We start from the raw sequence: 24,840 nt of genomic DNA on the forward strand, positions 1-24,840 counted from the left end.
AATTCCATAATTCGCTTGTTACTGGTAGACGACCAAATGATTATTCGTCAGGGTCTGAAAAATTTGCTTGAATCAAAACCAGATTTGCGGGTGGTGGGAGATGCTGAAAACGGTCAGCGGGCGCTTGAAGTGATGGAAGATCTTGCCCGTACATCAATGCAACCAGATGTTGTGTTGATGGATGTTAGAATGCCTGTGATGGATGGTGTAGCTGCAACTCAAGTTTTTTCTCAGCGGTTTCCTGAAGTTCGGATTTTGGTGTTGACGACTTTTGACGATGATGAATATGTGACGCAAGCAATGCGTTATGGGGCGAGGGGTTATGTTTTGAAGCATACTCCCCTTGAGGAGCTAGCAATTGCCATTCATGCAGTTCATCAAGGTTATACTCACATGGGACCGGGTCTTTTTGAAAAAGCTTTTGCTTTTCCTCAGGAACCCCAACCCGTAGCATCTCCCGTACCATCAGAAATAGCAAAACTGTCTCCTAGAGAAAAAGAAGTGTTGCGCTTAATTGCAATGGGATATAGCAACCGTGAGATTGCTCACGAGCTTTACATATCGGAACGGACAGTGAGAAATCACGTGACAAGTATTTTGAGCCAACTTCACTTGCGCGATCGCACTCAAGCTGCTTTGTTTGCTAGTACGTTTTTACCATATTTGGGACTTTAACAAATAAAGAAGAGAAAACTTAGCAAAACGAGCAAACATTGGGAAGCCTAAATATAAGAGTTCTTATCGCTTGTGTAGATAAAACAACTTATATGGACAGAAAAACAGCCACCGGCTTTTTATTAATACTTTTTTTGATTTTTGTTGGTTTTGGCGACAGTTTTCTTCCCAAACCCTTGAGTTCTACCAGTCTCAACACTCGTACAACAATTAACAAATGGGTAATCGGGTTGTTTCCAAGCTGGCGACCAAAAACCAACCCCAATCAAAGAACGGAGAAAGCAATAGAAGAAACGGAAAAAGGTTTTAAAAATGGAGGTAAGTAAGAAATGTCACGTATAAAAAGTATAGGATTCCTATTTGATTTTTGAATAAGACTACGAGATAATACGGTCAAGCAATAAGTGTAAAAACAAACTATTAAAAATCAACGTCGCAAAGCATCACAGTCCTAGAGGTAGTATCATGGCAAGAGATGTCGGAGAAAGAAAGAACAATAATCACTCAGTATCTCAAAAAAATCATGAATACTTTTTCGTACATAATTGGAGCAACAGTTGAACTTCAACAAGGTTTAATTATGTGGATAAGAAAAATCGAAGAGTATCTGAACCTCTACTACCAAGGAGATAAGGAAAATGCTAAAAACACTACGTTTTTCCACTGTATGGCGAAGGTAGAAGTGCTAGATGAGCTTTTAATAAGCAGACGCGATGATTTTAGAGGCGTAAAAGATGCTCAAGGAATACTACAATCTGCGTGCATCATTGAAGTAGCACAAATCAATATCGATGACCAAATTTGTACAGGCTTGGCGATCGAAAGTCTTACCAATGCACCATGGAATATAATTACCCAACCACAACCAGAAACCTGTTCGGGAAGTGCTACCTCGCTAATTGAAGAATTAGTACGTGAGAGTCAACCTCTCGAATTCAATGGTATCGTTAAAGCAATAACCATACCCAGTGCTCGCCCATTCTATAAAAAAATTGGATTTATAGAAACGAATGGTTCGGGAGAAATGATACTGACTCCTGATGCAGCACAAGAATTTTTAACAAGACAACAGCGATTAAGGGAAGCCCACCATGACACAGGAACTTAAAAAACTAAAAACTACAGAAGAACTACTCCAATGGCAAGAGGAAATATATGAACTAGAAAAATACGCTTTCGCGGGTATCATGTCAGAGTCAGAACAAGAACAGCGAGTCAACAATCTTCTTGATAAAAACTATTACCACCATCATCTAGAAAAAGTACGCCAACGCACTCTAAAGCTATTAGAAGACCTTGCATACCTCGAACAGCGCGAACAGTTACTACTATGCCAAATTAATAAACAAGAGCACTCTTCACAAGAATAAAGACTTACTACGGTCATTTTAGAAAGAATCATACACTAACAACCCAGCGTCATCATCCTAGTACAGCATGGCGTAAATAACTAGACCATTAATAACAGATAAAAAGCTTACAATCAAAGCTTTTGCGCCTTCTGCCCTCTGCCATCGTACTTCTGCCTTCATGTACTAGATGAAATATCCAGATATTTGCGAGCCGCCAAAGCGACACTAATTAGTAACAGTAACTTAGCTCAACAAGTTGTGGCGTTTTTATTCTCTTTAATGGACTTAGCCGCAGCTTGTAACAACCTCGTCTTTGTCTACACCCTCGCTTCCTCCAGTGACAATTTCGGCTAAGAAATCACCGAAATTCGCGAAGCAATTTCCGCCACGACTTGTCAAGAACGAATTCGCAAACCCAGTACCGATATTGAAATCTATAAATATAGTTTAAGCTCAAAAGATAAGTATATTTTTGAATGAAAGATAAAGGCTAAAGAATTTATGCTTTATCTTTCATCCTTTATCCTTTAGCCGTTTTTCATCCAGCTAAACATGGCTCGTAAATCTTTGCCAACATCTTCAATGGGATGTTCGGCTTCTTGACGGCGCATGGAGGTAAAACCCGGTTTACCAGCTTGGTTTTCTAAAACGAATTCTCGTGCAAATTGACCGGATTGAATTTCTTTGAGAATGCGGCGCATTTCTGCTTTGGTTTGATCATTCACAATCCGAGGTCCGCGAGTGTAGTCTCCATATTCAGCAGTGTTAGAAATGCTGTCGCGCATTTTAGCTAAGCCACCTTCCACAATTAAGTCAACAATCAATTTAACTTCATGGAGACATTCAAAGTAAGCTAACTCTGGCTGATATCCTGCTTCCACTAAAGTTTCAAAACCAGCTTTGATAAGGGCGCTTAAACCACCGCACAAGACAGATTGTTCGCCAAACAAATCGGTTTCGGTTTCTTCGCGGAACGTTGTTTCCAGAATTCCCGCACGAGTACCGCCAATACCTTTGGCATATGCCATTGCGCGATCGCGTGCTTGACCGCTAGCATTTTGATATACGGCGAACAAAGCAGGTACCCCTTGTCCCTGTTCGTAGGTTCGACGTACCAAATGTCCGGGTCCTTTGGGTGCAACCATAACAACATCCACACTAGGAGGTGGTACGACTTGACCAAAGTGAATGTTGAAGCCGTGAGCAAACAATAAAACGTTTCCTTCTTCCAAATGAGGTTCGATCTCTTCTTTGTAAATAGTTTTCTGCACCTCATCTGGCAGTAAAATCATAATCAAGTCAGCAGCTTTAGCAGCGTCAGCAACATTCTTGACGGTCAATCCAGCAGCTTCAGCTTTTGCCACCGACTTACTACCCGGATATAGTCCAACAATTACATTCAGACCGCTATCTTTAAGGTTGAGGGCGTGGGCGTGACCTTGGGAACCATAGCCAATAATAGCGATAGTTTTTCCCGCCAAAAGGTCTAAATTTGCATCTTCGTCGTAGTACATCCGGGCCATAATTTAGCAACTCCTGTCAGCAAGCATCATCTTCATTGCAAACTTGTTATTGTACCGGATTATGATGCCGTTTCTCGATCGATTCTTTGAACTTCATCATTAGATAGTTTCACTTCCACAGCACGAACTGAATCTTCAATGCTGGAAACCTTACTAGCACCGGGAATTGGTAAAATACTGGGCGACTTGGAACGCAACCAAGCTAAAACAATACAGTAAACCGATACACCTTTTTCTTTTGCTATTTTGGCAATGGTGGGAAAATCAGCCAATCCCTGGTGTCGGCGGCTACCTCCAAAGGGACTCCAAGGTAAAAATGTCAAACTTTCTTGTTCGCAATACTCCAAAACTCCGTCAACTTCAGGTTGGCGATACCAAGGATTGTACTGGTTTTGCACGGAGACAACATCGACTATGTCCCGCGCTCGCTTGATTTGTTCAACGGAAAAGTTGGAAACTCCGACAAACCGAATCATACCCGCCTCCACTGCTTTTTTTGCTGGTGCAAGAGATTCCTCAATGGTGTAGTTTGTATCGGGAGCGTGATATTGCCAAACATCAATGGGTTTTTCTCCTCCCAACGCCTCAAAGCTAACACGGATGGTTTCCTCTAAGTGCTTGGGTTCCCCGTTGCGAGTCCAACTTCCATTAGGACGCATTAAACCGCCTTTGGTTGCAATGACAACGGAATTACCAGCTCCTTTATAAGTTTGCAATGCTTTATGAATCAATCGTTCGCTGTGGTGCTTGTCTGATTCGTCCTTACAGTAGGAGTCCGCCGTATCAATGAACGTAATACCCAAATCTAACGCATGATGGATAACTTCTATTGACTCTGACTCTGGAGGACGACTGCTGAGTGACATTGGCATAGCCCCCAAACCAATTGCACTAACAGATACACCTGTTTTTCCCAGCTGTTTTGTTTCCATGTTTCTCGCTCTAGATTTCAGTGTCCACTTGAGATGATAGCTAATATGAGCGAGTGTGAAGGTTAAATCTTGGCAACAGATGATACCTTCCTATTAATTTGTCAGTGGACTGTATTTATAGTATCTCCCTATTCCACATAGAACTAAATTGTTTGTATTTTGTCGAGGGGTACAAGAGCCAAAAAGCAGTACTTAAACCTGCAACTGAAGTCACAAAATTCCTGTTATCTGAGTGATGTTGTTGCTGAGATTTTCGCAATGTTACGATCGCCAAGATAGCAACTACTGTTAGATAAATTCGTTGCAACCAAACATTGCTTAATTTAAGAGTCATACGACCTCCGATCGCACCACCTATAAACATGACCCCACCAAGAATGACTCCAAGTTGGTAATCTATTAACCCTTGTTTCATGAAAATAAGGGTAGCTATAAGTGAGGAAAAAATATTAATCAATTTAGTCGTCGCTATTGCTTCAACAAAAGTCATGCGAAATAACATTACACAGACGGCTGTAAGTAGAGTTACGTAACCTCCACTAAAAAAGCCACCATAAATACCAAGTATAAAGGTAGCTATATAGCCTGTAATTTCTGCTATTGGTGAAGGTATTCCCTCTACTGGAACTAGTCCTGCATTGCGGTTGGTGACTGAAAATATAGCGACTGCGATCGTAGAGAGAGAAATAATAAGTGGCATTGATTTTGAGGGAACAATAATAACAAGTAAAGCTCCTAAAATCGAGCCAATGAGCGTCAAGAATATCAGCAATGGTAACCGTCCAGTCTTAATTATTCCCTTACCAAAAAAAGGTAGTGTTCCACCAACACTCATAAAGGTTAATGCCAGCATATTAGTAGCAATGGCAATACGCGGATCGACTCCAAACTCAAGCATGACTGGTACGGTAATGAGGGAAGTGCTACCCGCGATCGTGCTAATAATGCTAGCTATCAAAAAAATTACAGCAAGAATAAGTATTGAGCCAACACTCATAAAATAGTAGAGTTTTTTTAGGTATCAATAAATATTTTGAAATTATTTTTGCTGTTTATCAAGCTTTTTACAATCGCAACCAAATTTACCTACTTAATAAGTAATAAAAAGAATAATTGGTAACAACTAAGTTGGTAAAAAAGAGATAAATCCGTTCCCGTCATAAAATTAGCGATTTCCTTCTCTTCTTTCTTAGTGTACTTAGCATCTTTGCGGAGATCGGGTTGAACGATTAAAACATTACATAGAGAACCAGGCGCAACTATTACAATGATTCGCGCTTCGCAAAATTTTCTATTGGTCGCAATTCACCTCCGGTGATAGCCTCGCTGTAACGGGAGTTCGCTTGCTCTAGGAAAATGAAATTGCTTTACATCTCTTACCAGTATTATATTATTAATGGAGAATTGCTCTTCTAGGGGGATGTTAAATGACTCAAAATCGTAATAAAGATACAGGAAATAAACCTCCCAATAACAATTTTCAGAAAATATTGTTGATTTTGGGTTTTTTAGTTATTCTTGTAGTTTTTATAGGTGGTGCTTCAACCACTTTGGTCATTCTTAACTGGAAGAAACTTTTTGGTGATGTTTCACTTACGCCCAATATCAATCCATTACCCACAGCCAGTTTATCTCCAACGCTATCATCTACAGTCGTACCATCGCCCTCTCCCTCTTCCTCATTCACAGAAAGTTCATTACCTTCTCCATCACCTACAGAAAGTTCATTACCTTCTCCATCTTCAACACCTGAAGTCAATTCTCCAATAAGCGCAATCAAACAACAAGACATTTCCTTTGAACTTCTGGGATGTCAAAAATCAACTACAGATACAACAGTGCAGAGAGTACAGTGTTCTCTCAACATAATCAGTACGCGAGAGAACGCTAGAGTTTCTTTATATTCTAATTCTAATGAAATTAGGAGAAGTAGAATATTTGGTAATGGAACCGAAAATATTGCTACACAAGTTGAATTTGGTAGCAGTACGGAACCTTATAGTATAAGTAATAATTTAATTAAAGATGTTGTTTTAAAAGCAATTTTTTCATTTAATAAAGTTCCATTAGAAGTTAATAAAATAGAAGTGTTAGAAATTAGTTCTTACCTGGAAAGCTCTTACTATCAAGGCGATATTAAAATTGAGTTTCGTAATGTTCCTCTGTCTAATCCTTAAAAAAGGGGAAAATACTTTTAAATTCTTTAACAAGCACCTTAAGACTAAGCTTCTATGGATTAAACAAAAGGGTATTTGTCAGAAGATCGCATAAAACACACTTGCTGTTTCACAATCTGCAACAATAGCAGACACGAATTTTTGAGTCAGCCATACTGAGTGAATCCACACTATGGTTAGCTCGCAAACACAGTATGTATAAAAAATTACATAGTTTAATAGCGATTTTGAGTTTGCTAGCGGGAGGAATCATTTTTACTGGCTGTGCGGCTGCACCTGAAATGAGCGGAGGCGCACCACCAAGCAATGTTCCGCTTCAAGAGGAAGCCCCTGCTAATGACGTCAGTACTGATTCATCCGCTACAGCCCAAGCAGCGCAAGTCCGTTCTCGCCCGCAACTTATTAAAAAAGCATCAATGACAGTTGTGGTCGATTCTGTAGACAAAAGTTTAGAGATTGTCTCCCAACTTATTAACAAACAACAGGGAGATTTAATTGGATTGGAAGAACAACAGCCAAAAGTTGAATATACTCGCCATACCGCAACAATACAAATGCGAGTTCCTCAAAACTTGTTAGAACCTACCTTAGATGAGTTAGCTAAATTGGGCAATGTAGAAAATCGTACCATCACGGCTGAAGATGTGGGTAACCAAATTGTTGATATTCAAGCAAGGTTAAGTAATCTGCGGAAAACAGAAAGTAATTTGCAAAAAATTATGGATAAAGCTGGTTCTGTCAGAGATGTCTTAAGCGTGGCTAAAGAACTTAACAATGTCCGAGAATCTATAGAGCGAATTGATGCTCAGCTAAAAAACTTACAAAATCAAGTTGCTTACTCTACAATTACTTTAAATTTAGCAGCAGCAGTTTCTGCCAAGGCAACGCAACCCGCTTTTGGTTTGCAAGTACAAGAAGCTTGGAATAATTCTACTCACTCTTTGGGAGAATTTACTGTTGGTTTGCTGAAATTGGGTATCTGGTTGCTTGTCTACAGCCCCTATTTGTTGGTTCTGGTAGCGGCTGGCTATGGTTTGACTCGCTGGAGACGAAATTCTCAACGTTTGCTACGGACACCCGATAGTTCTCATCCGGATAGAAGATAATGAATACAGGAGAGACAAATAGTAAATTGAAAATTAAAAATTCAAATTTGCTATTGTGCAGCTCACATTTTTAATGAAAAATTAAAAAATCTCTCCTAATTGTTCTTTGAGTCAATTATTTTCTTGTTACCTTCCCTCTTCGCTCCTCATTTGTACTCATTAAGACTAAATGATGAGCCTCTAGAATGCCAAGATATGTAGCAGAAGCATATTTATACATCTTATGCCGGAATTACGCCAATCCATCGCTCAGCACTACCACGAACGTACTAAGTATGACCCTCAGACCATTGCCTCTAAAAATAAGGGGTTGGATTGGTCTCAGCAACCAGTCCCATTTAAAGAGTACAAAATTGGCTCTGTTTTTGACCTGAGACCGTACATTCAAGAAAAGCCAGAAGCATTTGCTGGTAACCCAGAAAGTCAGTGGTGGCAAAGGCTTGCACGGTTGCTATTTTGCAGTTATGGGTTAACAGCAAGAATGCCTTCTATGGGAAGTGCTGTGTATCTTCGTGCTGCACCTAGCGCGGGGGGCTTGTATCCTGCGGAGATGTACGTAGTGTCTCGCGGAACGCCGTTGTTACCTCCCGGTCTGTATAATTATCAGTGCCGAACTCATGCTTTAATGCATTATTGGGAAAGTGATGTGTGGCAGAAATTGCAGGAAGCTTGTTTTTGGCACCCCGCTTTGGAAGCAACTCAACTGGCAATTGTGCTCACTGCCATTTTCCATCGCTCGGCATGGCGTTATGAAGACAGGGCTTACCGACGAATTTTTTTGGATACAGGACATCTCTTGGGAAATATTGAGTTAGCCGGAGCTATTACTGACTATCACCCCCACCCCATCGGTGGTTTTATTGATGAACAAGTGAACGAACTGCTTTATATCGATACGTTACATGAAGGTGCGATCGCAGTTCTTCCCCTAGCAGATTTACTCGATATCAAGCAGAACTTACCTACAGGACGCACGACTTTACCTTCCGCCACAGAGACGAATTTTCCTCACATTCCTGATGGAGAATTGCTGAAATATTTTCATCGCGCCACAGAAATCAAACCAGGTACAACAGGTAAGCTCAATTTACCGACAGTCAAGCAAGAAAAGTCTTTAGAAGATAAATACAACTTTCCTTTCTGCGAAAAAATTTCTACTGTAAGCCACCCTATTAATTGGGGGGAAAAGCTAGAGGGGTTAGAAGTGACTATTTTGAAGAGACGATCTACCCGCGCCTACAGTGGTGAGGATTTAACTTTTGACGAACTGAAAGCTTTACTTGATTTTACTTATCAACATGAAAATTACATTTACCAAGGTTTTGATAATTCAGTCGATTACTTTGACCTAAATTTAATAGAAACATTTATTGCTGTATCTGGGGTCAAAGGGCTAGAAACAGGCTGTTACTATTACGCACCAAAAGCACAAGAATTACGACAAATTCGTTTTAAAAACTTTAGAAAAGAACTCCACTTTCTCTGCTTGGGACAGGAGTTAGGGCGAGATGCAGCAGCTGTTGTTTTTCATACAGCAGATTTAAAATCAGCAGTTGCTCAGTATGGCGATCGCGTTTACCGATATTTACATATGGATGCGGGTCATTTAGGACAAAGGTTAAATTTAGCAGCGATTCGCCTTGGTTTAGGAGTCAGTGGTATTGGTGGTTTTTTTGACGATCGAGTCAATGAAGTGTTAGGGATTCCTGGCGATGAAGCAGTTTTATACATGACAACCTTGGGAAGACCTAGATAATTTTCATGAGTTTTTTCTTGAAAATACGGATAATTCAGTTGGCATTTTCTATAAATTCGGTCATTCATTAGGGTAGGTATTGCCCAAAGTTCCATATTAGGGCAATACCTACCCTACTTTTAATGCTGTAAAAAATCATTCTAGTTTCATTCGCTTTCTAAATTCTTCCGCTCTTTGTGGGTGAGGAATTTCTGCCATCAAAGCTTCTACAAGTTGACTGCAGTTTATGTTAGGAAATCGGGTCAAAACCTCTTCAAGAAGAAGACTGGCAAATGGTCCTACAGAACGGGTCAGTTCTTGACGGCAAAGTTCTAAAAACTCTGGATTAATAGGAGTTTTTGTCGAAGTGTCTCTTTTCAAATTTAGCGGAGGAATTCCCAGAGTTCGGGTAGGTTCATTAGTCATGGTATATCCCAATACCATTGATTGGAGTGCAGACAATACTTCACGAGCTGACTGATATCGTTGTGCTGGTTGCTCTGCTAGCATTTTGTCCAGTATCTTACCTAATGGCTCGCTGATACTAATATGGGAACGCCATTGCCACTTCAAGGTGAGATAATCAATTAATAAATTGGGCATTTTTCCTGTCAGAAGAACAAGCGCACTTACTCCCAAGGCATAAATATCGCTACAGGGATAGCACTGTCCCATATAAATTTGTTCCGGTGGCGAATAACCCACTTTCCCCACTATGGAACCTCGAGCAAAGGGAGAAGCATTGTGCTCGGTTGTAGAGAAAATTTCAGTGACCTTCTCTTTAACGACTCCAAAATCAATCAGTACAGGTTTGGACTGTTTGTTCGAGAACATGACATTATCTAGTGAAATGTCTCTATGAATAATATTTTGCAGGTGAATGTATGTCAGTACTGGTAATAAATCTTGCAGCCACTGAATAACCTCAGCTTCAGAAAACGGTACTTTTTGCTGAGAAAGACGATCGTACAAGAGTTCGGAGTAGGTTTTACCTTGAATGTACTCCTGGACGATAAAGAGTCGATCTTCCTCAGTTAACCAAGCAAGAAACTTGGGAATTTGGGGATGGTTAATTTGGTACAAAATTTTAGCTTCCCGCTCAAATAATTCGCGGGATTTACGAACCAAATCTTCTTTTGTATTTTCCGGGACAAATTCTTTAAGAACACAAGCTTCATCAAACCGCTGGACATCGAATGCTAGGTAAGTTCTCCCAAAGCCCCCTTGTCCTAAAACTTTCTGGACTTGGTAGCGATTGTTAACTAAAGTTCCTGGGTTAATTTCTTGTAACATTACGGCATTGCGGTTGGTAAGTTGGTCTTGCTTTTAACAACCTTAAGGGCTACAGAGCGTTTTTGGGTACTCTTTATACAAAATCAATAGGAAAAATTTAGTAAATAATGGTATCATGCTTGATAAAAAATATTGAATTATTCAACAATTTTTATTATATACAGTTATACTAGATCAACTATTATGCCAATTGACTAGTTAACGTCTTACTCCAATTGCATAAGTTTCCTTGACAGGTACCTATATAACCTCAGAGGGTGCTGTCCGAGCAACAATTCTATGGAAGAGGTAAATATATGTAAAGTAGAACGCGTTGTTTTGATTTACTCAGTTGGCGATGCGATCGCTCTAACAACAGTAGAGAATACCAATCACTTGCTTCAAGACAAACTAAATTTTAATTGACCAATAAAAAATTGTGTGTGTGAAAATGAATACGGGTTCTTCTTCTTGACTTTATATCAATTCCTTCAAGAAAATCCACACCTTCAATAAGCTTTTTTGCTTTTACTAACTTCTAACCGTTATTACTCTCATGCTAACGCAATATCGCAAAACCGTTTGTCTATCGCTCATCTCTGTTGACTTGCCAATTTATTCTGTTGTAGAAACTGCTGCTACACTCTATCAAAAAGACCGCAATAGATTTCATTTACTCTTGAGTGAACCACCTGTCAATAATTTAGATTCAGAGAATATAAATTCTTTAACACAAGAAGACAGTGTTGAATCTTCCAACAACAACCAACAATGGTGGATGGAAATGGCTCCCGAACAAGCTATTATGACCATACAAGGTAATGGTCGCTTGAGTTACCGTCACTTTTGGCAACAGGAAGCCTATGGTAGAACCCGCTATTGGTTACCCAATGAATCAACCCAGAAAAACGAACCCATTCGCTTGCATAATTTTACCCGTCATTTGACACTACGTGGAGATCCTTTGCCCGAGCATTTGCGTATAGAGTATGAGTTATGGGCTGGAGAAGTTCAACTGGGGAGTTATATTCTCAATTTAGAAATTAGACATTAGCTATTAGCCATTAGCACTATCAGTTTAAACCACAAACAAAATCTGCAATATCCCTAGTTAAAGCACCTGGGGTCGCAATCAACTCCTTATTAAGCGCTTGAAGTGGAACTGATTTTAATAATTTATCTTGGCTGTCGTACACTTTTGCTTGTCTGTATGTAGTATATTTGGTACTGCAATTAGCAACTCCTTGGGCTAATATTTTAGACCATCCTTGAGGCGTTGGTTTATTGACGGTTGCGTAGAGCCAAAAGGTTTTTGTATTACCTTTAGGGGTAATACTGTTAACATCTAAATAAGTAGACCCATCTGTTCTATTGTTAACGGGTATCCAGAGTTTATCATCGTTCGCTTGGGCTGGAAAAGGGTTATTTAGGGTAATGGTAGCAGCGATCGCTAAAATACCTTTGTAAAAAAAGCGTTTCATATCTACGTATAAACATCTAAACTTAATTTAATTTATTTAGAGGAAAAGTTTTTAATAAAATCAAGAAATATATTTAAAGTTTCTATTAATACCAATTTGGCGAAAAAAGGTAGCACCAGAACACGACCTCTCCCTAGGAGTGTTTTCAAAAGTTTATGGGAATACTGTACTGAGGCTCTAGCAATTAGAAGCAACTCGGTTTCTTAAGTAACTTTGAGGAGACATATCCTACTTCCCCCGCAGCCAAACGCACCTTCGTCCAATCTCCTTTCGGCTCGATAAAAGCGATTTCAGTTTCGTTGGGTAGGGACTTTATGATTCTACCGTTGGGTTGTTGTCGAACATTTACCTTGCTGTCATTAGGATCGAACACCAAATAAATCGCTCTGTATAGAAATTTGGTAGATACGTAAAGAGTTTGTCCTTGAAAAGTGACGGGCGTCCACTTTCCTCCTGGTGGGATTGGTGGAGTGTCTGGAAAGGGATCGAAGACTTGCGTTCCGTTGCTCACCGTTTTGATGACAGGACCGTTTGCAGACTGGCGCAAATTGACTGTGCGATCGCTAAGATCGAACACGCGGTATCCAAAACAACGCTCTTGAGTCGAAAACCGAGTACTGACTTGTTGTGCTTGAGATCTCTCAGCACTTTGAGTCATTGGGAGTAACAGCGAACAAACCCCCAGCAACCCCAGAATTGATTGTCGCAAAGAGAGTTGAAAAGCTGCTTGAGGGCGGATCTGCATAAGGGATTTTTAACGTATGCTTTTTATGACAAATATTTCTACAGTAGGTGCAGCCATCATTACGAAAAGCTTTTTGCTGCTCCAGTTAAAATGATAACTATCATATTGCCTTTATACCTAAAATACCCCTTGGGAAAACCCAAGGGGAGGTTAACATAAGTGTTTAGACATAGAAAGTTAAGATATAAGGCTCAAAAACAAATCTTGTTTGGAACCTATTCTTTACTGTAAAGAGACAAAATGAAGAAGTTGTGAAGGTCTTTTAAGCAGACCGATCGTTTTTCACAGCAACCACACGGATTCTGCGATAATCAGCGCTCCATCTGCCATTTTGATAAAGCACTGGTTTCAGACGCTGTTCTATATTATGAATGACACGGGTGTGCTGCTCAACAGACAGCCCAGATAAAAAGCGATCGCCAAACATCCGAATCCAATTTGCCAAGCCTGCATCTCCATCTTCTAATATTGTGGGGCGATCGAACAAAACTGCATAGCGGACTTCAAACCCATGCTGTTCCAAACAAGTTGCATACTCACTAATACTGGGGAAGTACCAAGGGTTTAGCTGTTCGGGAGATTGCAAACCATTTTCTCTAAGCACATCATAAAGAGCTTCCGCGATCGCGTGAATATTGCCTTTCCCACCAAACTCTGCTACAAAACGACCCCCTGGTTTCAGGGCTCGATCAATACAGCGAATGACTGCATTTGCTTGTGGAATCCAGTGCAGCGCTGCATTAGAGAAAACAGCATCAAACGGTTCGTTGACTTGAAAGTCTCGCGCATCAGCGACTAAAAACTTCAAGTGAGGATAGTTTTGCCTTGCTTTTTCAACCATCATCACATCAGCATCAATCCCCATAACAACAGCCCCTGCATCTGCTATTTTTGCTGCTAACTGTCCCGTACCGCATCCTACATCCAAAATGGACTCTCCTGGTTGTGCAGATAATAATTGCAGCAAGTCTTCCCCGTATTTCCACACAAAAGCGTGTTTTCCCTCGTAGAGGGATGTATCCCATTGATTCTGAAGCACCATCGATTTCTCCTAATATTTACAGCAGCCCGAGCCTTCCGGTCAGCCATATCTCAAAAGTATAAAATTTATAAGTGATTGTCCAATATATTTTTCACGGTTGAGTAATATGTAAAAGATATTAATTAGCAAAAAAATGGAACTTCGACATCTGCGCTACTTTGTCATTCTTGCCGAAGAACTGCACTTTGGAAGGGCTGCAGAGCGATTGCATATTGCACAACCGCCTTTAAGCCAGCAAATTCGTCAACTGGAAACAGAGTTGGGCTTTGAGTTATTCCATCGCACGAAACGAAAGGTGCAGCTAACAGCAGCTGGGGAAGTTTTTTTTGCACAAGCGCAACAAATCCTCAACCAGTTAGAGCAAGCCATCCAAATGGGACGACAAACCAGCCGGGGTGAAATTGGGCAATTAGCAATTGGTTTTGTAAGTTCTGCTGCATTTAACGTTCTGCCAGAAATTTTACGTATGTTTCGTACAGCTGTACCAAAAGTGAGGCTAGAACTGCACGAACTCACATCTGACCAACAACTGCAATGGTTAGCAGAAGGAAGAATTGATGTTGGGTTTCTTCGCCCCCCAGTTGAAGAAGCTCTTTTCAAAACAGAAACGATTTTTCGAGAATCTTTAATAGTCGCGTTACCAGAAGGACATACTTTAGCAAATGAAACGAACGTGTCTGTGCGATCGCTCTTGAGCGAACAATTTATCTTATTTCCCCGAAAGCTGGCGTCAAAGCTCTACGATGCAATTATCAGTTTTTGCCAGCAAGCGGGTTTTAGCCCTCAAGTTGCACAGGAAGCATCTCAGATGCAAACAATTGTCAGTTTAGTTGCTGCTCAGATGGGAGTCGCAATCGTACCTGCGTCAATGAGGCATTTACAAAGAACTGGAGTTGTTTACAAAGCTTTACAAGAGCCAACTCCAGAGGTAGGAATTAACACGATCTGGCGACAGCAGGATCGCTCTCCAACCATACAGCGTTTTTTAGAAGTTGTGAGAAGTTTTTCAGCACTCAACTGTGAGACTTTCTAATAATCTCGTGTCAACTCCAAATAGATATGCTCCAACCCAACCTGCTTTCTAGTAATGGAATCGAGAGGAATACCCTCAAAGCAAGCAAGAATTTCCTTCAATTCTAAATGTTGCGGTAACCAAAAAGCTAAATCGTTACCGTAACGCCGGGGGGTAAAGCCCGAGTCAATAGCCCGTGCGATCGCCTGTTCTTCATCAGGTGTTTGAACAATGGCAATTTCTTTAGCTGAAATCCGCTTTCTCAGTTCTGCCAAACTACCTTCCGCTAAAATTTTCCCACTCTTCAAAATACCAATTCTTTGACAAAGACGCTCAGCTTCATCTAATAAATGAGTCGTTAATAGGATGGTAATTCCCCGCTCCTTCAGTTGTCGAATCAAGTCCCAGATTTCATATCGTGCTTCAATATCCAAACCTGTTGTGGGTTCATCTAGAATCAACAGTTTTGGTTCGTGAACTAATGCAACTGCAATATTTAAACGTCGCTGCATTCCCCCACTTAAAGTTTCCACAGGGCTTTTTGTCCGAGCTAACAAATTCACGGCTGCTAATGTTGCTTTAATTTGTTGCTGTCTTGTTCTACGCTCCAAACCGTAAATCTTAGCAAAAAAGTTAAGGTTCTCTTCGCAAGATAAAGTTTTGTAAAGTATATTTTCTTGAGGTGCAATACCAATGAGTGTTTTAGTTGCCTCTGAAACGGGTTGATTGTAAACTGTAATATAACCACTATCAGCTTCTAGCAGGTTACAAATAATATTAATGGTCGTAGTTTTTCCGGCTCCATTTGCGCCTAGTAACCCGTAGACTTCTCCTGCATTAATATGTAGAGTCAAATCTTGAAGGACTTTTCTCTTACCATAAGACTTATTCAAGTTTTTAATTCTTAGCATATTTTTATAATAAATGGTTAGTTGTTCGTGGAGAAACTACTAACAACTAACAACTATCTAAATTTACAATCTTTTTTCTACCATCAACATCCGTCGGTAAGACAACCATCCACCTACAACCATGGACAATGCAAATACTAATAAAAATTGAAAGTGAGAAGCTATATCCGTCAATCCACTCCCTTGTGCCGATACCCCTAATAAGGCTTCATTCATATGATATATCGGATTAAATGTTGCAATGTCAAGCAGTCGTTTGGGGAATAGAGAAGCGGGTAAAAACACTCCCCCCAAAATTAACAAAGGAACCCCAAAGGCTGCGACCAAAGCATTCACGTCTTCAGTGCGACGAGCTAATTGTGTACCCAAAATAAACCCCAAACCTACATAAGCAACTATACTCATCAATACGATCGTAAAGCCTAAGAAGAGAGAGCCTTTAAATTGAGCGCCCCAGAAAGCAGCAATCGTATAAACAAGAAACGTTTGTCCCAAACCAATACAGCTGTGAGCCAGAAAAATCCCTAAAAAATAGGATGTACCACTTAAGGGAGAAATGAAAAGGCGTTTGAGGGTTTGTTGTTCTCGTTCTGCAACAACAGTAGATACACTACCACCCAAACAACTAAAAAACAGTGCTGCGCCAACCAAGGTTGATGGAGCAGCATTTTCTAACGCAAGAGCTATTGACAATTTTGCCCGTTCTGCCAGAATATTTCCGTTGAGAATCAACACGGAAATAGGAAAAATACTCCAAAAAATTAGACTGCGCCGCCGTCGTAATAATTCGATCAAAATGCGCTGAGTCACAGCTATTGTTTCATACCAGTACTTCATGTGTGGGGAATCAATTCACTAACAAATGACTAAAGTATCTACTTCATCAGAACCATATACCCTTTCCCGTCGTGCGTTACTACAATTGTTTGGTGTAGGAGCGACTACAGGAATTTTGGGTTACTCTCGGTTTAGTAAACCAAAACCATCAGTTTTTTATCAAGATACCCTAAGTTTGCCGTCTGTGCTCAGCCAGCAAAAAAGTGTTGTAGTGGTTGGGGGTGGTTTAGCTGGTTTAGCTTGTGCTTATGAACTCTCTCAAAGAGGCTTCACGGTAACACTGTTAGAAAAATCCCCGCAATTAGGTGGCAAAATCGCGAGTTGGCAAATTGAAATTGCGGGTGAAACTTTTAACATGGAACATGGTTTTCATGGCTTTTTTCCCCAATACTACAATCTCAACAGTCTCGTGACCGAATTGGGTATTGAGGAGAATTTTCAGTCATTAAATTTTTACTCCGTCGTTTACCGCAGTCATAAATACAAACCAGAGGTGTTTCGCCCGAGTCACTCTGCTTTTCCCTGGAACATCGTGGATTTAGCGATCGCATCTCCCAATCGCTTTCAATGGGGGATCAATCTAGTCAAGTTAAAACATTTGGAAGTCTTTCAAGCAATTGGTGGTTTTGAGCGTGAAAAAAATTACCGACGTTTTGATAGTATCTCAGTAGCTGAGTGGGTAAAGGAAGAATTTCCACGAGGTTTATATGACTTGTATTTTTTGCCTTTTGCCAAGTCGAGTCTTAATGCACCAGATGCTATGAGTGTTGCAGAACTACTACAGTTCTTTCATTTTTATTTTTTTGGTAACCCAGAGGGGCTTGCTTTTAATGGTACTAAAGACGATATGGGAACAAGTTTGGTGCAACCTCTTGTCAAGGCAATTCAAAGTAAAGGTAACAAAATTATTACAGAAACAACCATTAGTGAAATTCGGGCTGCACAAGGTAAAATTTCTTCCCTAAGTTATATTGTTGGGAGCCACGCAAATAATGTTCCTTTCTGGGTGAAGCAAAATTGCGATGTAGAGACGCCCAGTTCAAATGGGGAAACAAGCCATGACTCGTCTATACAGTATTTTGGGGCTGCGGATGAAGTGTTTGCTCTCAAAAGTGGAACTGATGAAGCTGTTTCTCTCAAATGTACTCACCAAGGTTGTACTGTGAAAATCGCTGAAGATGGAAATTTCCACTGTCCCTGTCATGGAGCAGTTTTTGCCTCTGATGGTAAAGTGCTAAAAGGTCCGGCAAAACAGGCTTTATCGCGATATCAAGTTGTACGGCATCAAGATAATAATTTACAATTGGTTGCAGCAAGGAACAAGACTGTGTCACCAAAAACGATAGAAATCGCAGCAGATTATTATGTATTTGCTACGGATACACCGGGCGTACAGCAACTCTTCAAGCAAGTGAAAGGGGATGTTGATGGGGGAGTGCGATCGCAAATCGAAAATTTAAGTGTCGCCGATCCCTTTGCCGTTTGTCGTTTTTGGTTCGACCGGGACTTTGAGTGGGAACACAGCAATTTTACATCTTTATCTGGCTACCAACTTACGGATAGCATTACCTTGTATCACCGCATTCAAGAGCAATTTATTGAGTGGGCGAAACGGACTGGTGGTAGTGTAGTGGAGTTACACGCTTACTGCTACAAAGAAAAACAATTTCCTACCCAAGAAGCATTGTTAACGACTTTTGAGCGAGAACTCTATGCAATTGTGCCAGAGTTAAAGCAAGCAAAAATGCTGCACCGCGAATTAGTAAATCAAAAGAATTTTTCCGGGTATCCACCAAACAGCTATGCCAAACGTCCAGAAACAAGCACTTCTATTTCTAACTTGATATTTGCTGGAGATTGGGTAAAAATGCCTTTCCCTTGTGGGTTAATGGAAAGAGCAGTCAGTAGTGGCTTGCTAGCCGCTAATGAAATTTTATACCAAGAAGGCTTGCAAAGACGAATTCTTTTGACAGTTAATCCAGAGGGATTACTGCAGATTTAGCGATGGTATCAAGACAAAAAAACCCAGGCTCAACGCTTGGGTTTTGAAAAAAGCTATCTGGCATGAATCAGGGACAAAAAAACGTGTTACATACTTTGGCGCACTCCTATTTTGTATGTAGGGTATTTAAGCATCTGTAGAAACTTGCAATGTAGTATATATCAGCGCTTTGTTATTACATATAACTTTAGCAATACCAAAATATTGTACGGTATTCAATTCTTGCGGAAAATGTCACAAGCTTGCGAGAAGTTCAAGCTATAAGCGATCGCGATAAGCTTTTGGTGTCATCGCCATACGCTTGCGAAAGAGCGCAATGAAATGACTTGGGCTTTGAAAACCAATAGCATCACCAATTTCAGCAATAGACAATTGTTTCTCTGCTAGCAGTTTTTTGGCTCGCTCGATTCTGCAATTAATCACGTATTGATGTGGAGTAAAACCTGTAGATTGCTTAAACAAGCGAGCAAAATGATAGGAACTTATTTCCGCCACACTAGCAAGTTCTGCAAGTGTCAACTCGCGTTCAAGATTTTCGTTAATATACTCAAGTATTTTACAGAGCTTATACTTGGGTAAACCTCCGGTGTAAGATTCAATATTTTGCTTAAAGGTCGAGTGTTGCTGTAGGAGATGGCTTGCGAGTGCAGTAGCTAGAGATTCTCCGTAAAGACGCCCAGATAAACATCCAGACTCCAATTCTCCCTTAAGTGCCAACCCAATATTCTGAATTTGGGGACTTAAAACTCCCAAATTAGGTGCAATTTCAATTTGCTCTGTATAACCTAATTCCCCTGCTACTTGGGTAATAAGATTTGGTTGAAGGCGCAGTACCAAAAAATCACTATCCTCCAAACTAATACCTTTACACGACATACCCGGAGGAAGAATAGTGATTTCACCGCGTGTAAAGTTTTTGCTTAGAAGACGCCCGTCCCACATAATTTCCGCTTTTGTCATACCCTTAAAATGCAGGTTAATTATATAGTCAGATAATAATTGTGGAGGGAGCTCGTGAGCTGGCATTTGCCAGTATTCAACAAGAATATTGTTCCATCCTGCCTTCTCACTTGAAAGCATTGGTATTCCAAATTTATCCTTTGCCAGATGTGCATCTATATCCCGATCTGGTGGAACTTTACCTTCAGGCATTGTTATCGCTACTTAGTATAAACTTTTAGCCTAAAATTTGCACTTACAGACAACTTAGTGCAACACTATATGCATTTACCACCTAAATAATATCACTTATGTCAACAGTATGAGAAACAATTCTGTCTTTAAGTGATGACGTAATTTGTAGAGTCAAGAATAATAAAAAATAGAAATTAACTAACAGTTAGAGAATATGAATAGAATCTTGTTAACTTCTTTAGTATTTGTCTTTTTATTACTGTTGATTACTGCTCCCTTTGCTGCACTGGCTAGCTTAATGCTTTTTTTGCTAGCATCAGCTTTTTTAATGTTTATTTGGAATATCTTTTCAGCCATTATAGGTGACAGTTAATTGTAGATTAGGAATTGAACCTCTTACAACTTTTTAAAAAATTAAATGGCAGATCTATAGCAATCCTAAATAATTTGTAAAATCCTCTTTCTTCCTTTTGGGTTCACTACGCGTCTGCGTTTCATTTAAAAAAGTAAGTTTTACAATTCAAATAGGATTGCTACATAATATCTACAAACTCGTCATCAACTTCTCTAACTCCTGAGATAAATCAACTTTCGCCCGATCTAATTTTTCAAATAAAACCCCGGCAAGATAGTAATAATCCCCAGAATAAAAAGCCATTCCATGTTTGCGTAACTCTTCAATATGCTTCTTAACTTTTGGTTCAGAGCTATAGTAACCAAACTTTAAAGGCAAAACAAAAAATTTGCTAACAGAATAACCATTAGCTTTTGCATGATTAATTGTACTTTGTGGATTCGAGTAACTAGATACTAAAAGTAACACATTTTGGTAATCCAAAGATAAAAGATTATTTGTAACTGTTGCACCATCTATGCCACCAAATAACAAAGGCATATAAATATCTTGGTCTGGTGCAGGTAAATACGGAGGATTAGCTACTAAATATTCAGCTTCTGGTTGAGAAGACTCGAACAGACATGAGTTATGAATAATGTATTTCTGATTTAAATTATACTCATCTATGTATGAGTTAGCAGTTTTCCAAGCAGCAGAATTTAATTCAAATCCTTGTATTAAACCTTCAAATCTATTTCTTAAAAGAGAGTTAATAACAGGGCTACCATCCCCCGAACCAAATTCAACAATGCACTCTGATTCATTACAATTTCTCAGGACTAAGTTTTCCAAACAATTTGAATAGAAATTAGATTCCTCCGGGCAATAAAAGACTTCTTTCATTGGAGTTTCAACTTTCATAAATTTCTCGCATGAATTGAACGATTGTTTAGGAATGAGAACCTAGAGGATAGGCAATGCCCACCCCAATTAGGAAACGTACCAGCAACACTGGATTCACCATTAGTAATTAGCAATTAGCCCTTCAGGTATCTCAGGAGCGGAAACGCTGTGTGCAAGGCACATACTCCGTGTTGCCTTTCTCCTATGCCTGCAAGGGCTATACGCGATGCAAAGCTATACCCGCAGTGCTATACGCCAGTTGCCTACTACGGCGGGAAACCCGCCTACAGCACTGGACTCACCATTAGCCATCAGCAATTAGCCATCAGCCATTTTTCCGTATCGATCGCACAACAGCATTAGCAGCGCGATCGCCCATAAGCTTTTCTTGGTCGTAGCCAAGTACAAGTTGCCAAGCTTCATTGGGATACATTTCTGCTAGAGGCAAAGCGACATTATCCAACATCCAACGTCCGTGACGTTCGTCTTCCCGGATGTGCAATTCCCAATAGCCCATTGCTGCTTCCGAAAGCCCCAATCGTTGTGCTGCAGCAAGATAATTTTTGTAAGCCGCAGGTCCAGCTACCTCAAAATAGGTAAGACCACCGTTATATCGCAGGAAATAACGCTTGCATTCAGTCAGTAAGAAATTATTATTGTCGTTAGCAAGTACCTCCCAGGGAACCAAATCAAAATATCCTTCAGGTTCGGTATTCATCCCAAACTCATCTAACATTTGGGCAAAGAAAGTAGAGTGCTTGCGAGGAAAACGTCCATTTCCATATTCTTCTAGCAGCACCCTTATTAAAGTACATTGCACTTCATTAGCAGCACCGCCAAGAATTCGGGAAAGGCGACTACCTTCTACCAGACCGTCAAATGAACCAATAGCGAGTAAGTGACGGTAGCCCGCCTCGCTCATAGAATTGCGTATATAAAGGCTGTCTTCTGACAATTCGGGATCTAAGTCATAAGCAGAACGCTCAATGAGCGCTTGCTGAACACTTTTAACATCCAATTGTCTTAATGCTTTGACATCGATCTGTGATAGCTCCCACTCTTGCCAAGCTGATTCTATTTGGTCGCGTACCTTGTACAAATAAAAGGAGCGCTCATTTACGTAATGCCGCAAATCGTCATACCAAAACAAATTCAGACGATTAATACGGTAAAGGACTCGCTGAAGAAAGAGGTGAGCAGCATTATCACCTGCACCATTTTGGTAAGCAGCGCGAATTGCTACAGAGAGAGTACTTTCAAACTCACGCTTGAGTTCTGGCTTAGCCTCGAGTTTTCGATCCAAATCCTCTGTCGCAAGCAGCTCTACAAATTGCCGCTCCGCACGGTCATAATTTGTATTTATAATTTCCTCTATCTGCGTATTTTTTCTTTCAGCGTTTGCGATAGGGGACATAAGCAATTCAAAAGTAAAAAATCACAAGTAAAAATTGCCAACTCATATAGAACAAGTATTTTTTAATACTTGTCCCTAGTAGATTAAATGGGTAAAACTGATTTAATTTACTAGTCTGAGTTCGGCGCTAGATACTTATATAATTCCTATCAAGTAGCCTTAAATACATCTCCCCCAAGTGATAAAGAAAAGTTAAGCTTTCCACCCATGATTCATACTACAGACACATAGGGGAGTGGGGGATAAGGGAGACAAGGGAGAATTGAATAGTCCCCAATCGCCAATCCAAAATTTAAAATCCACGAGTCCCTTAAGGTGTGGTACTTGGAGTTGGAGTTGGATTCATAAGTTGACTTGGTACAAGCTTACTCGGTGGAAGTTGTTCTGTGGTAATCAGGGCTTCCATCACTGTCTTCACGATTGGTGCAGCAACAGTACTACCAAAGGCATGATTTCCTTTTGGCTCATCTACCAACGCCAACACTACATAACGCGGAGCTTCTACTGGCATGATACCTACAAAGCTAGTGATTTTAGCCCCGATGATGTATCCACCTGCAGCACTAGCTTTTTGTGCTGTACCTGTTTTACCAGCAATGCGGTATCCAGGAATTTGAGATGCTTTTCCTGTTCCATCATCAACTACAGTTTCCATCATTTCTACAACTTTGCGACTAGTCGCGTAGGAGAAAATTTGGCGGGGTGCTGGTCTTATGGGCGAATAGTGGACTTGTCCTTTACTATCGACAAGTGCTTTAACTACATGAGGCGCGACTAATTTACCGCCATTGGCTAAAGCACCATGCATTTGTACTAGCTGCAATGGTGTTAAAGAAAAGCCCTGACCGAAGGAAGTGGTTGCGGGTTCAACTGGCGTAGCCAGAAATTGTTCTTGACTTTTTAGCTGACTGTTGACTGCAAAAGGCAAATCTGTATCCACACTTTGCCCCAAGCCCAAACGTTCTAACCAACCGTAATAAACTGACGGTCGCAATCTTTGAATAATTTGCACCATTGCAATATTGCTAGAATTTTGCAAGACTTGAGCTATGTTCAGCCGCCCAAAACGTTTGTTTTCGGCATTTCTGATGACGCGATCGGCAACCTGAATGGACCCGTTATCGTTGAATGTGTCTTCAGGTTTAATTATTCCTTCTTCTAAGGCAATAGCTATATTTAAAGGTTTAAAGGTTGACCCTGGTTCGTACAGATCTGCTACCGTCCAGTTTTTAAACAGTGAAATATCTGCTTTGGAATATTCATTTGCATCATAACTGGGTTGGCTGACTAGGGCAAGTAGCGAACCATCCCAAGCATCCATAACAATAACCGCTCCCCGTTTTGCCTTATATTTTTTCATCTGCTCTTTTAGCGCAAAACGGGCTACTCTCTGCAAGCGGTTATCAAGAGTTAATTGCAATCGCAGGTCATCAAAATTGAGGAAACCCTCAGGAGCATAATCTGGCATGATTGCTCCGTTCCCTGCTCTACTCAAGCGCATGGTTTGAACGGAACGCTCTAGTAATTTTTCTTGACTGTATTCCACGCCTGCTTGACCCCGACGGTCAACGTTGACATATCCTACTACTTCTGAAACTAAATCTTGCTGTGGGTAGAATCGAGAATATTTTTGAATTAACTCAAGCCCGTTTAGATGAAGTGCAGTTAGGCGATCGGCAACTTCTTCTGGTAACGCAACGGCTAATGTAATGCCAGTTTTTTTGTTATCAAACTTGTTTTCTAACTCAGTTGCATCTTTATCTAATATGGAGGCAAGCTGTGCTGCCATTTCTTTGTTAGTTTTTGAAAACAGCTTGGGATGAGCATATAAAGTGTAGACAGGACGGTCAATTGCTAGTAAATCTCTGTTACGATCTACAACAGGACGACGAGGCATAAAAGGTCGTAAATTAACCATCTGTTGATTTCGGGCTTTTTCTGTTAGCTTTGGCCCCCGCACGATTTGTAATTGATACAAGTTAAAACCCATACCAATCCCAACACTAATAAGTAGACCCCACACAATCAACAATCGGTTTTTGGTATGAGTTGCTCCATCGATGGCGCGAGTTTCCACGCGTTCTGTTGGACGCACTAGCGGAACTTGCTCGTAGGTTTGTTCAATAAGTTTATTTTGTTTGTTTTGTGCAACTTGTTTTGAAACTCTTTGTCGTCGTTTGATAAACTCGGGTTTGGGAAAATTTCTAAATCTTGTTCTACTTGGTGGTGATTTTTGCATAAAAATTTGTA

At 40.4% G+C, this 24,840-nt stretch carries 24 protein-coding genes; 11 read left to right on the plus strand and 13 right to left on the minus strand.

Translation table 11 applies throughout. The annotated features are described in order from the left end of the window. Nucleotides 1-6 precede the first annotated feature (6 nt). From AB0756_RS06080 to AB0756_RS06095, 4 genes are all read left to right on the plus strand, one after another. Nucleotides 7-675 carry a response regulator gene (locus tag AB0756_RS06080; protein ID WP_038090651.1) on the plus strand — a complete coding sequence of 223 codons (669 nt, stop codon included), beginning with the start codon at nucleotides 7-9 and terminating at the stop codon, nucleotides 673-675. Between the two features lie 92 nt (nucleotides 676-767). Continuing rightward, nucleotides 768-1,001: a hypothetical protein gene (locus AB0756_RS06085; protein ID WP_038090584.1), complete on the plus strand. Its 234-nt coding sequence runs from the start codon at nucleotides 768-770 to the stop codon at nucleotides 999-1,001. 197 nt (nucleotides 1,002-1,198) lie between these two features. Beyond that, nucleotides 1,199-1,783: a hypothetical protein gene (locus AB0756_RS06090; RefSeq protein ID WP_050046334.1), complete on the plus strand. Its 585-nt coding sequence runs from the start codon at nucleotides 1,199-1,201 to the stop codon at nucleotides 1,781-1,783. Next, a complete protein-coding gene (locus AB0756_RS06095) occupies nucleotides 1,767-2,045 on the plus strand; it encodes a hypothetical protein (RefSeq protein ID WP_038090580.1) in 279 nt (92 codons plus the stop codon). Before AB0756_RS06090 ends, AB0756_RS06095 begins: the two co-directional genes overlap by 17 nt. A gap of 509 nt (nucleotides 2,046-2,554) precedes the next feature. Here AB0756_RS06095 and ilvC read toward each other — a convergent pair. The 3 genes from ilvC to AB0756_RS06110 form a co-directional block, all read right to left on the minus strand. Then, complete coding sequence (gene ilvC / locus AB0756_RS06100) at nucleotides 2,555-3,550, minus strand: ketol-acid reductoisomerase (RefSeq protein ID WP_038090576.1); 996 nt, start codon at nucleotides 3,548-3,550, stop codon at nucleotides 2,555-2,557. Nucleotides 3,551-3,609: 59 nt separating this feature from the next. Continuing rightward, nucleotides 3,610-4,482, minus strand: a complete 873-nt coding sequence (locus AB0756_RS06105) for an aldo/keto reductase (protein WP_038090573.1) — start codon at nucleotides 4,480-4,482, stop codon at nucleotides 3,610-3,612. Between the two features lie 115 nt (nucleotides 4,483-4,597). Further along, nucleotides 4,598-5,479, minus strand: coding sequence for a sulfite exporter TauE/SafE family protein (locus AB0756_RS06110; protein ID WP_082051799.1), 882 nt, complete (start codon nucleotides 5,477-5,479; stop codon nucleotides 4,598-4,600). Nucleotides 5,480-5,909: 430 nt separating this feature from the next. Between AB0756_RS06110 and AB0756_RS06115 the strand changes: the two genes are divergently transcribed. The 3 genes from AB0756_RS06115 to AB0756_RS06125 all read left to right on the plus strand — a co-directional run bounded on the left by AB0756_RS06115 (nucleotide 5,910) and on the right by AB0756_RS06125 (nucleotide 9,521). Next, nucleotides 5,910-6,659 (plus strand): hypothetical protein, encoded by a 750-nt coding sequence (locus AB0756_RS06115; protein ID WP_050046335.1) that lies wholly within the window; start codon nucleotides 5,910-5,912, stop codon nucleotides 6,657-6,659. Nucleotides 6,660-6,853: 194 nt separating this feature from the next. Further along, nucleotides 6,854-7,765 carry a DUF4349 domain-containing protein gene (locus tag AB0756_RS06120; protein WP_038090564.1) on the plus strand — a complete coding sequence of 304 codons (912 nt, stop codon included), beginning with the start codon at nucleotides 6,854-6,856 and terminating at the stop codon, nucleotides 7,763-7,765. Between the two features lie 223 nt (nucleotides 7,766-7,988). Further along, on the plus strand, nucleotides 7,989-9,521 hold the full coding sequence (locus AB0756_RS06125; protein ID WP_038090553.1) for a SagB/ThcOx family dehydrogenase: 1,533 nt from the start codon (nucleotides 7,989-7,991) through the stop codon (nucleotides 9,519-9,521). Nucleotides 9,522-9,656: 135 nt separating this feature from the next. On the opposite strand, the gene AB0756_RS06130 is transcribed toward AB0756_RS06125, so the two are convergent. Then, nucleotides 9,657-10,793: a serine/threonine-protein kinase gene (locus tag AB0756_RS06130; protein WP_038090551.1), complete on the minus strand. Its 1,137-nt coding sequence runs from the start codon at nucleotides 10,791-10,793 to the stop codon at nucleotides 9,657-9,659. Nucleotides 10,794-11,072: 279 nt separating this feature from the next. On the opposite strand from AB0756_RS06130, the gene AB0756_RS06135 reads away from it, so the two are divergent. Together AB0756_RS06135 and AB0756_RS06140 are read left to right on the plus strand one after the other, a co-directional pair. Then, on the plus strand, nucleotides 11,073-11,198 hold the full coding sequence (locus tag AB0756_RS06135) for a hypothetical protein (RefSeq protein ID WP_272899716.1): 126 nt from the start codon (nucleotides 11,073-11,075) through the stop codon (nucleotides 11,196-11,198). A 130-nt stretch (nucleotides 11,199-11,328) separates the two neighbouring features. Continuing rightward, nucleotides 11,329-11,826, plus strand: a complete 498-nt coding sequence (locus AB0756_RS06140) for a hypothetical protein (protein WP_038090546.1) — start codon at nucleotides 11,329-11,331, stop codon at nucleotides 11,824-11,826. Between the two features lie 19 nt (nucleotides 11,827-11,845). Here AB0756_RS06140 and AB0756_RS06145 read toward each other — a convergent pair whose 3' ends face one another. The 3 genes from AB0756_RS06145 to AB0756_RS06155 all read right to left on the minus strand — a co-directional run bounded on the left by AB0756_RS06145 (nucleotide 11,846) and on the right by AB0756_RS06155 (nucleotide 14,040). Continuing rightward, on the minus strand, nucleotides 11,846-12,253 hold the full coding sequence (locus AB0756_RS06145) for a surface-adhesin E family protein (protein ID WP_038090543.1): 408 nt from the start codon (nucleotides 12,251-12,253) through the stop codon (nucleotides 11,846-11,848). Nucleotides 12,254-12,437: 184 nt separating this feature from the next. Next, nucleotides 12,438-12,998, minus strand: a complete 561-nt coding sequence (locus AB0756_RS06150; RefSeq protein ID WP_038090539.1) for an SH3 domain-containing protein — start codon at nucleotides 12,996-12,998, stop codon at nucleotides 12,438-12,440. A gap of 262 nt (nucleotides 12,999-13,260) precedes the next feature. Next, entirely contained in the window at nucleotides 13,261-14,040 is a 780-nt protein-coding gene (locus AB0756_RS06155) for a class I SAM-dependent methyltransferase (protein ID WP_202048595.1), read from the minus strand. A 133-nt stretch (nucleotides 14,041-14,173) separates the two neighbouring features. On the opposite strand from AB0756_RS06155, the gene AB0756_RS06160 reads away from it, so the two are divergent. Then, entirely contained in the window at nucleotides 14,174-15,073 is a 900-nt protein-coding gene (locus AB0756_RS06160) for a LysR family transcriptional regulator (protein WP_038090534.1), read from the plus strand. On the opposite strand, the gene AB0756_RS06165 is transcribed toward AB0756_RS06160, so the two are convergent. Beyond that, nucleotides 15,070-15,963: an ABC transporter ATP-binding protein gene (locus tag AB0756_RS06165; protein ID WP_038090530.1), complete on the minus strand. Its 894-nt coding sequence runs from the start codon at nucleotides 15,961-15,963 to the stop codon at nucleotides 15,070-15,072. The genes AB0756_RS06160 and AB0756_RS06165 overlap by 4 nt on opposite strands. A gap of 63 nt (nucleotides 15,964-16,026) precedes the next feature. Beyond that, nucleotides 16,027-16,800: an ABC transporter permease gene (locus AB0756_RS06170; protein WP_038090529.1), complete on the minus strand. Its 774-nt coding sequence runs from the start codon at nucleotides 16,798-16,800 to the stop codon at nucleotides 16,027-16,029. A 25-nt stretch (nucleotides 16,801-16,825) separates the two neighbouring features. Between AB0756_RS06170 and AB0756_RS06175 the strand changes: the two genes are divergently transcribed. Further along, a complete protein-coding gene (locus tag AB0756_RS06175; RefSeq protein WP_038090526.1) occupies nucleotides 16,826-18,802 on the plus strand; it encodes an FAD-dependent oxidoreductase in 1,977 nt (658 codons plus the stop codon). Between the two features lie 258 nt (nucleotides 18,803-19,060). Here the strand turns inward: AB0756_RS06175 and AB0756_RS06180 are convergent, their stop codons facing one another. The 4 genes from AB0756_RS06180 to AB0756_RS06195 all read right to left on the minus strand — a co-directional run bounded on the left by AB0756_RS06180 (nucleotide 19,061) and on the right by AB0756_RS06195 (nucleotide 24,829). Beyond that, on the minus strand, nucleotides 19,061-19,954 hold the full coding sequence (locus tag AB0756_RS06180; protein ID WP_038090522.1) for a helix-turn-helix domain-containing protein: 894 nt from the start codon (nucleotides 19,952-19,954) through the stop codon (nucleotides 19,061-19,063). Between the two features lie 526 nt (nucleotides 19,955-20,480). After that, a complete protein-coding gene (locus tag AB0756_RS06185) occupies nucleotides 20,481-21,176 on the minus strand; it encodes a class I SAM-dependent methyltransferase (protein WP_038090637.1) in 696 nt (231 codons plus the stop codon). 325 nt (nucleotides 21,177-21,501) lie between these two features. Then, the gene (locus AB0756_RS06190) at nucleotides 21,502-22,590 is read right to left on the minus strand and encodes an iron-containing redox enzyme family protein (RefSeq protein WP_137986464.1); all 1,089 of its coding nucleotides are present in this window, start codon (nucleotides 22,588-22,590) and stop codon (nucleotides 21,502-21,504) included. A 310-nt stretch (nucleotides 22,591-22,900) separates the two neighbouring features. Then, nucleotides 22,901-24,829 (minus strand): peptidoglycan D,D-transpeptidase FtsI family protein, encoded by a 1,929-nt coding sequence (locus AB0756_RS06195; RefSeq protein ID WP_038088276.1) that lies wholly within the window; start codon nucleotides 24,827-24,829, stop codon nucleotides 22,901-22,903. Between the last annotated feature and the right edge of the window lie 11 nt (nucleotides 24,830-24,840).

The sequence above is a fragment of the Tolypothrix campylonemoides VB511288_2 genome, from assembly GCF_045999855.1.
GTDB lineage: Bacteria > Cyanobacteriota > Cyanobacteriia > Cyanobacteriales > Nostocaceae > Scytonema > Scytonema bouteillei_A.

Excerpts from the sequence above, each read along its gene's own strand:
- AB0756_RS06115 (WP_050046335.1), top strand. The coding sequence starts at position 5,910 with ATGACTCAAAATCGTAATAAAGATACAGGAAATAAACCTCCCAATAAC.
- AB0756_RS06180 (WP_038090522.1), bottom strand. The coding sequence starts at position 19,954 with ATGCCTGAAGGTAAAGTTCCACCAGATCGGGATATAGATGCACATCTG.
- AB0756_RS06120 (WP_038090564.1), top strand. The coding sequence starts at position 6,854 with ATGTATAAAAAATTACATAGTTTAATAGCGATTTTGAGTTTGCTAGCG.
- AB0756_RS06145 (WP_038090543.1), bottom strand. The coding sequence starts at position 12,253 with ATGAAACGCTTTTTTTACAAAGGTATTTTAGCGATCGCTGCTACCATT.
- AB0756_RS06185 (WP_038090637.1), bottom strand. The coding sequence starts at position 21,176 with ATGAAAGAAGTCTTTTATTGCCCGGAGGAATCTAATTTCTATTCAAAT.
- AB0756_RS06140 (WP_038090546.1), top strand. The coding sequence starts at position 11,329 with ATGCTAACGCAATATCGCAAAACCGTTTGTCTATCGCTCATCTCTGTT.
- AB0756_RS06085 (WP_038090584.1), top strand. The coding sequence starts at position 768 with ATGGACAGAAAAACAGCCACCGGCTTTTTATTAATACTTTTTTTGATT.
- AB0756_RS06160 (WP_038090534.1), top strand. The coding sequence starts at position 14,174 with ATGGAACTTCGACATCTGCGCTACTTTGTCATTCTTGCCGAAGAACTG.
- AB0756_RS06110 (WP_082051799.1), bottom strand. The coding sequence starts at position 5,479 with ATGAGTGTTGGCTCAATACTTATTCTTGCTGTAATTTTTTTGATAGCT.
- AB0756_RS06150 (WP_038090539.1), bottom strand. The coding sequence starts at position 12,998 with ATGCAGATCCGCCCTCAAGCAGCTTTTCAACTCTCTTTGCGACAATCA.
- AB0756_RS06135 (WP_272899716.1), top strand. The coding sequence starts at position 11,073 with ATGGAAGAGGTAAATATATGTAAAGTAGAACGCGTTGTTTTGATTTAC.
- AB0756_RS06155 (WP_202048595.1), bottom strand. The coding sequence starts at position 14,040 with ATGGTGCTTCAGAATCAATGGGATACATCCCTCTACGAGGGAAAACAC.
- AB0756_RS06090 (WP_050046334.1), top strand. The coding sequence starts at position 1,199 with ATGAATACTTTTTCGTACATAATTGGAGCAACAGTTGAACTTCAACAA.
- AB0756_RS06105 (WP_038090573.1), bottom strand. The coding sequence starts at position 4,482 with ATGGAAACAAAACAGCTGGGAAAAACAGGTGTATCTGTTAGTGCAATT.
- AB0756_RS06125 (WP_038090553.1), top strand. The coding sequence starts at position 7,989 with ATGCCGGAATTACGCCAATCCATCGCTCAGCACTACCACGAACGTACT.
- AB0756_RS06175 (WP_038090526.1), top strand. The coding sequence starts at position 16,826 with ATGACTAAAGTATCTACTTCATCAGAACCATATACCCTTTCCCGTCGT.
- AB0756_RS06190 (WP_137986464.1), bottom strand. The coding sequence starts at position 22,590 with ATGTCCCCTATCGCAAACGCTGAAAGAAAAAATACGCAGATAGAGGAA.
- AB0756_RS06165 (WP_038090530.1), bottom strand. The coding sequence starts at position 15,963 with ATGCTAAGAATTAAAAACTTGAATAAGTCTTATGGTAAGAGAAAAGTC.
- ilvC (WP_038090576.1), bottom strand. The coding sequence starts at position 3,550 with ATGGCCCGGATGTACTACGACGAAGATGCAAATTTAGACCTTTTGGCG.
- AB0756_RS06195 (WP_038088276.1), bottom strand. The coding sequence starts at position 24,829 with ATGCAAAAATCACCACCAAGTAGAACAAGATTTAGAAATTTTCCCAAA.
- AB0756_RS06170 (WP_038090529.1), bottom strand. The coding sequence starts at position 16,800 with ATGAAGTACTGGTATGAAACAATAGCTGTGACTCAGCGCATTTTGATC.
- AB0756_RS06095 (WP_038090580.1), top strand. The coding sequence starts at position 1,767 with ATGACACAGGAACTTAAAAAACTAAAAACTACAGAAGAACTACTCCAA.
- AB0756_RS06130 (WP_038090551.1), bottom strand. The coding sequence starts at position 10,793 with ATGTTACAAGAAATTAACCCAGGAACTTTAGTTAACAATCGCTACCAA.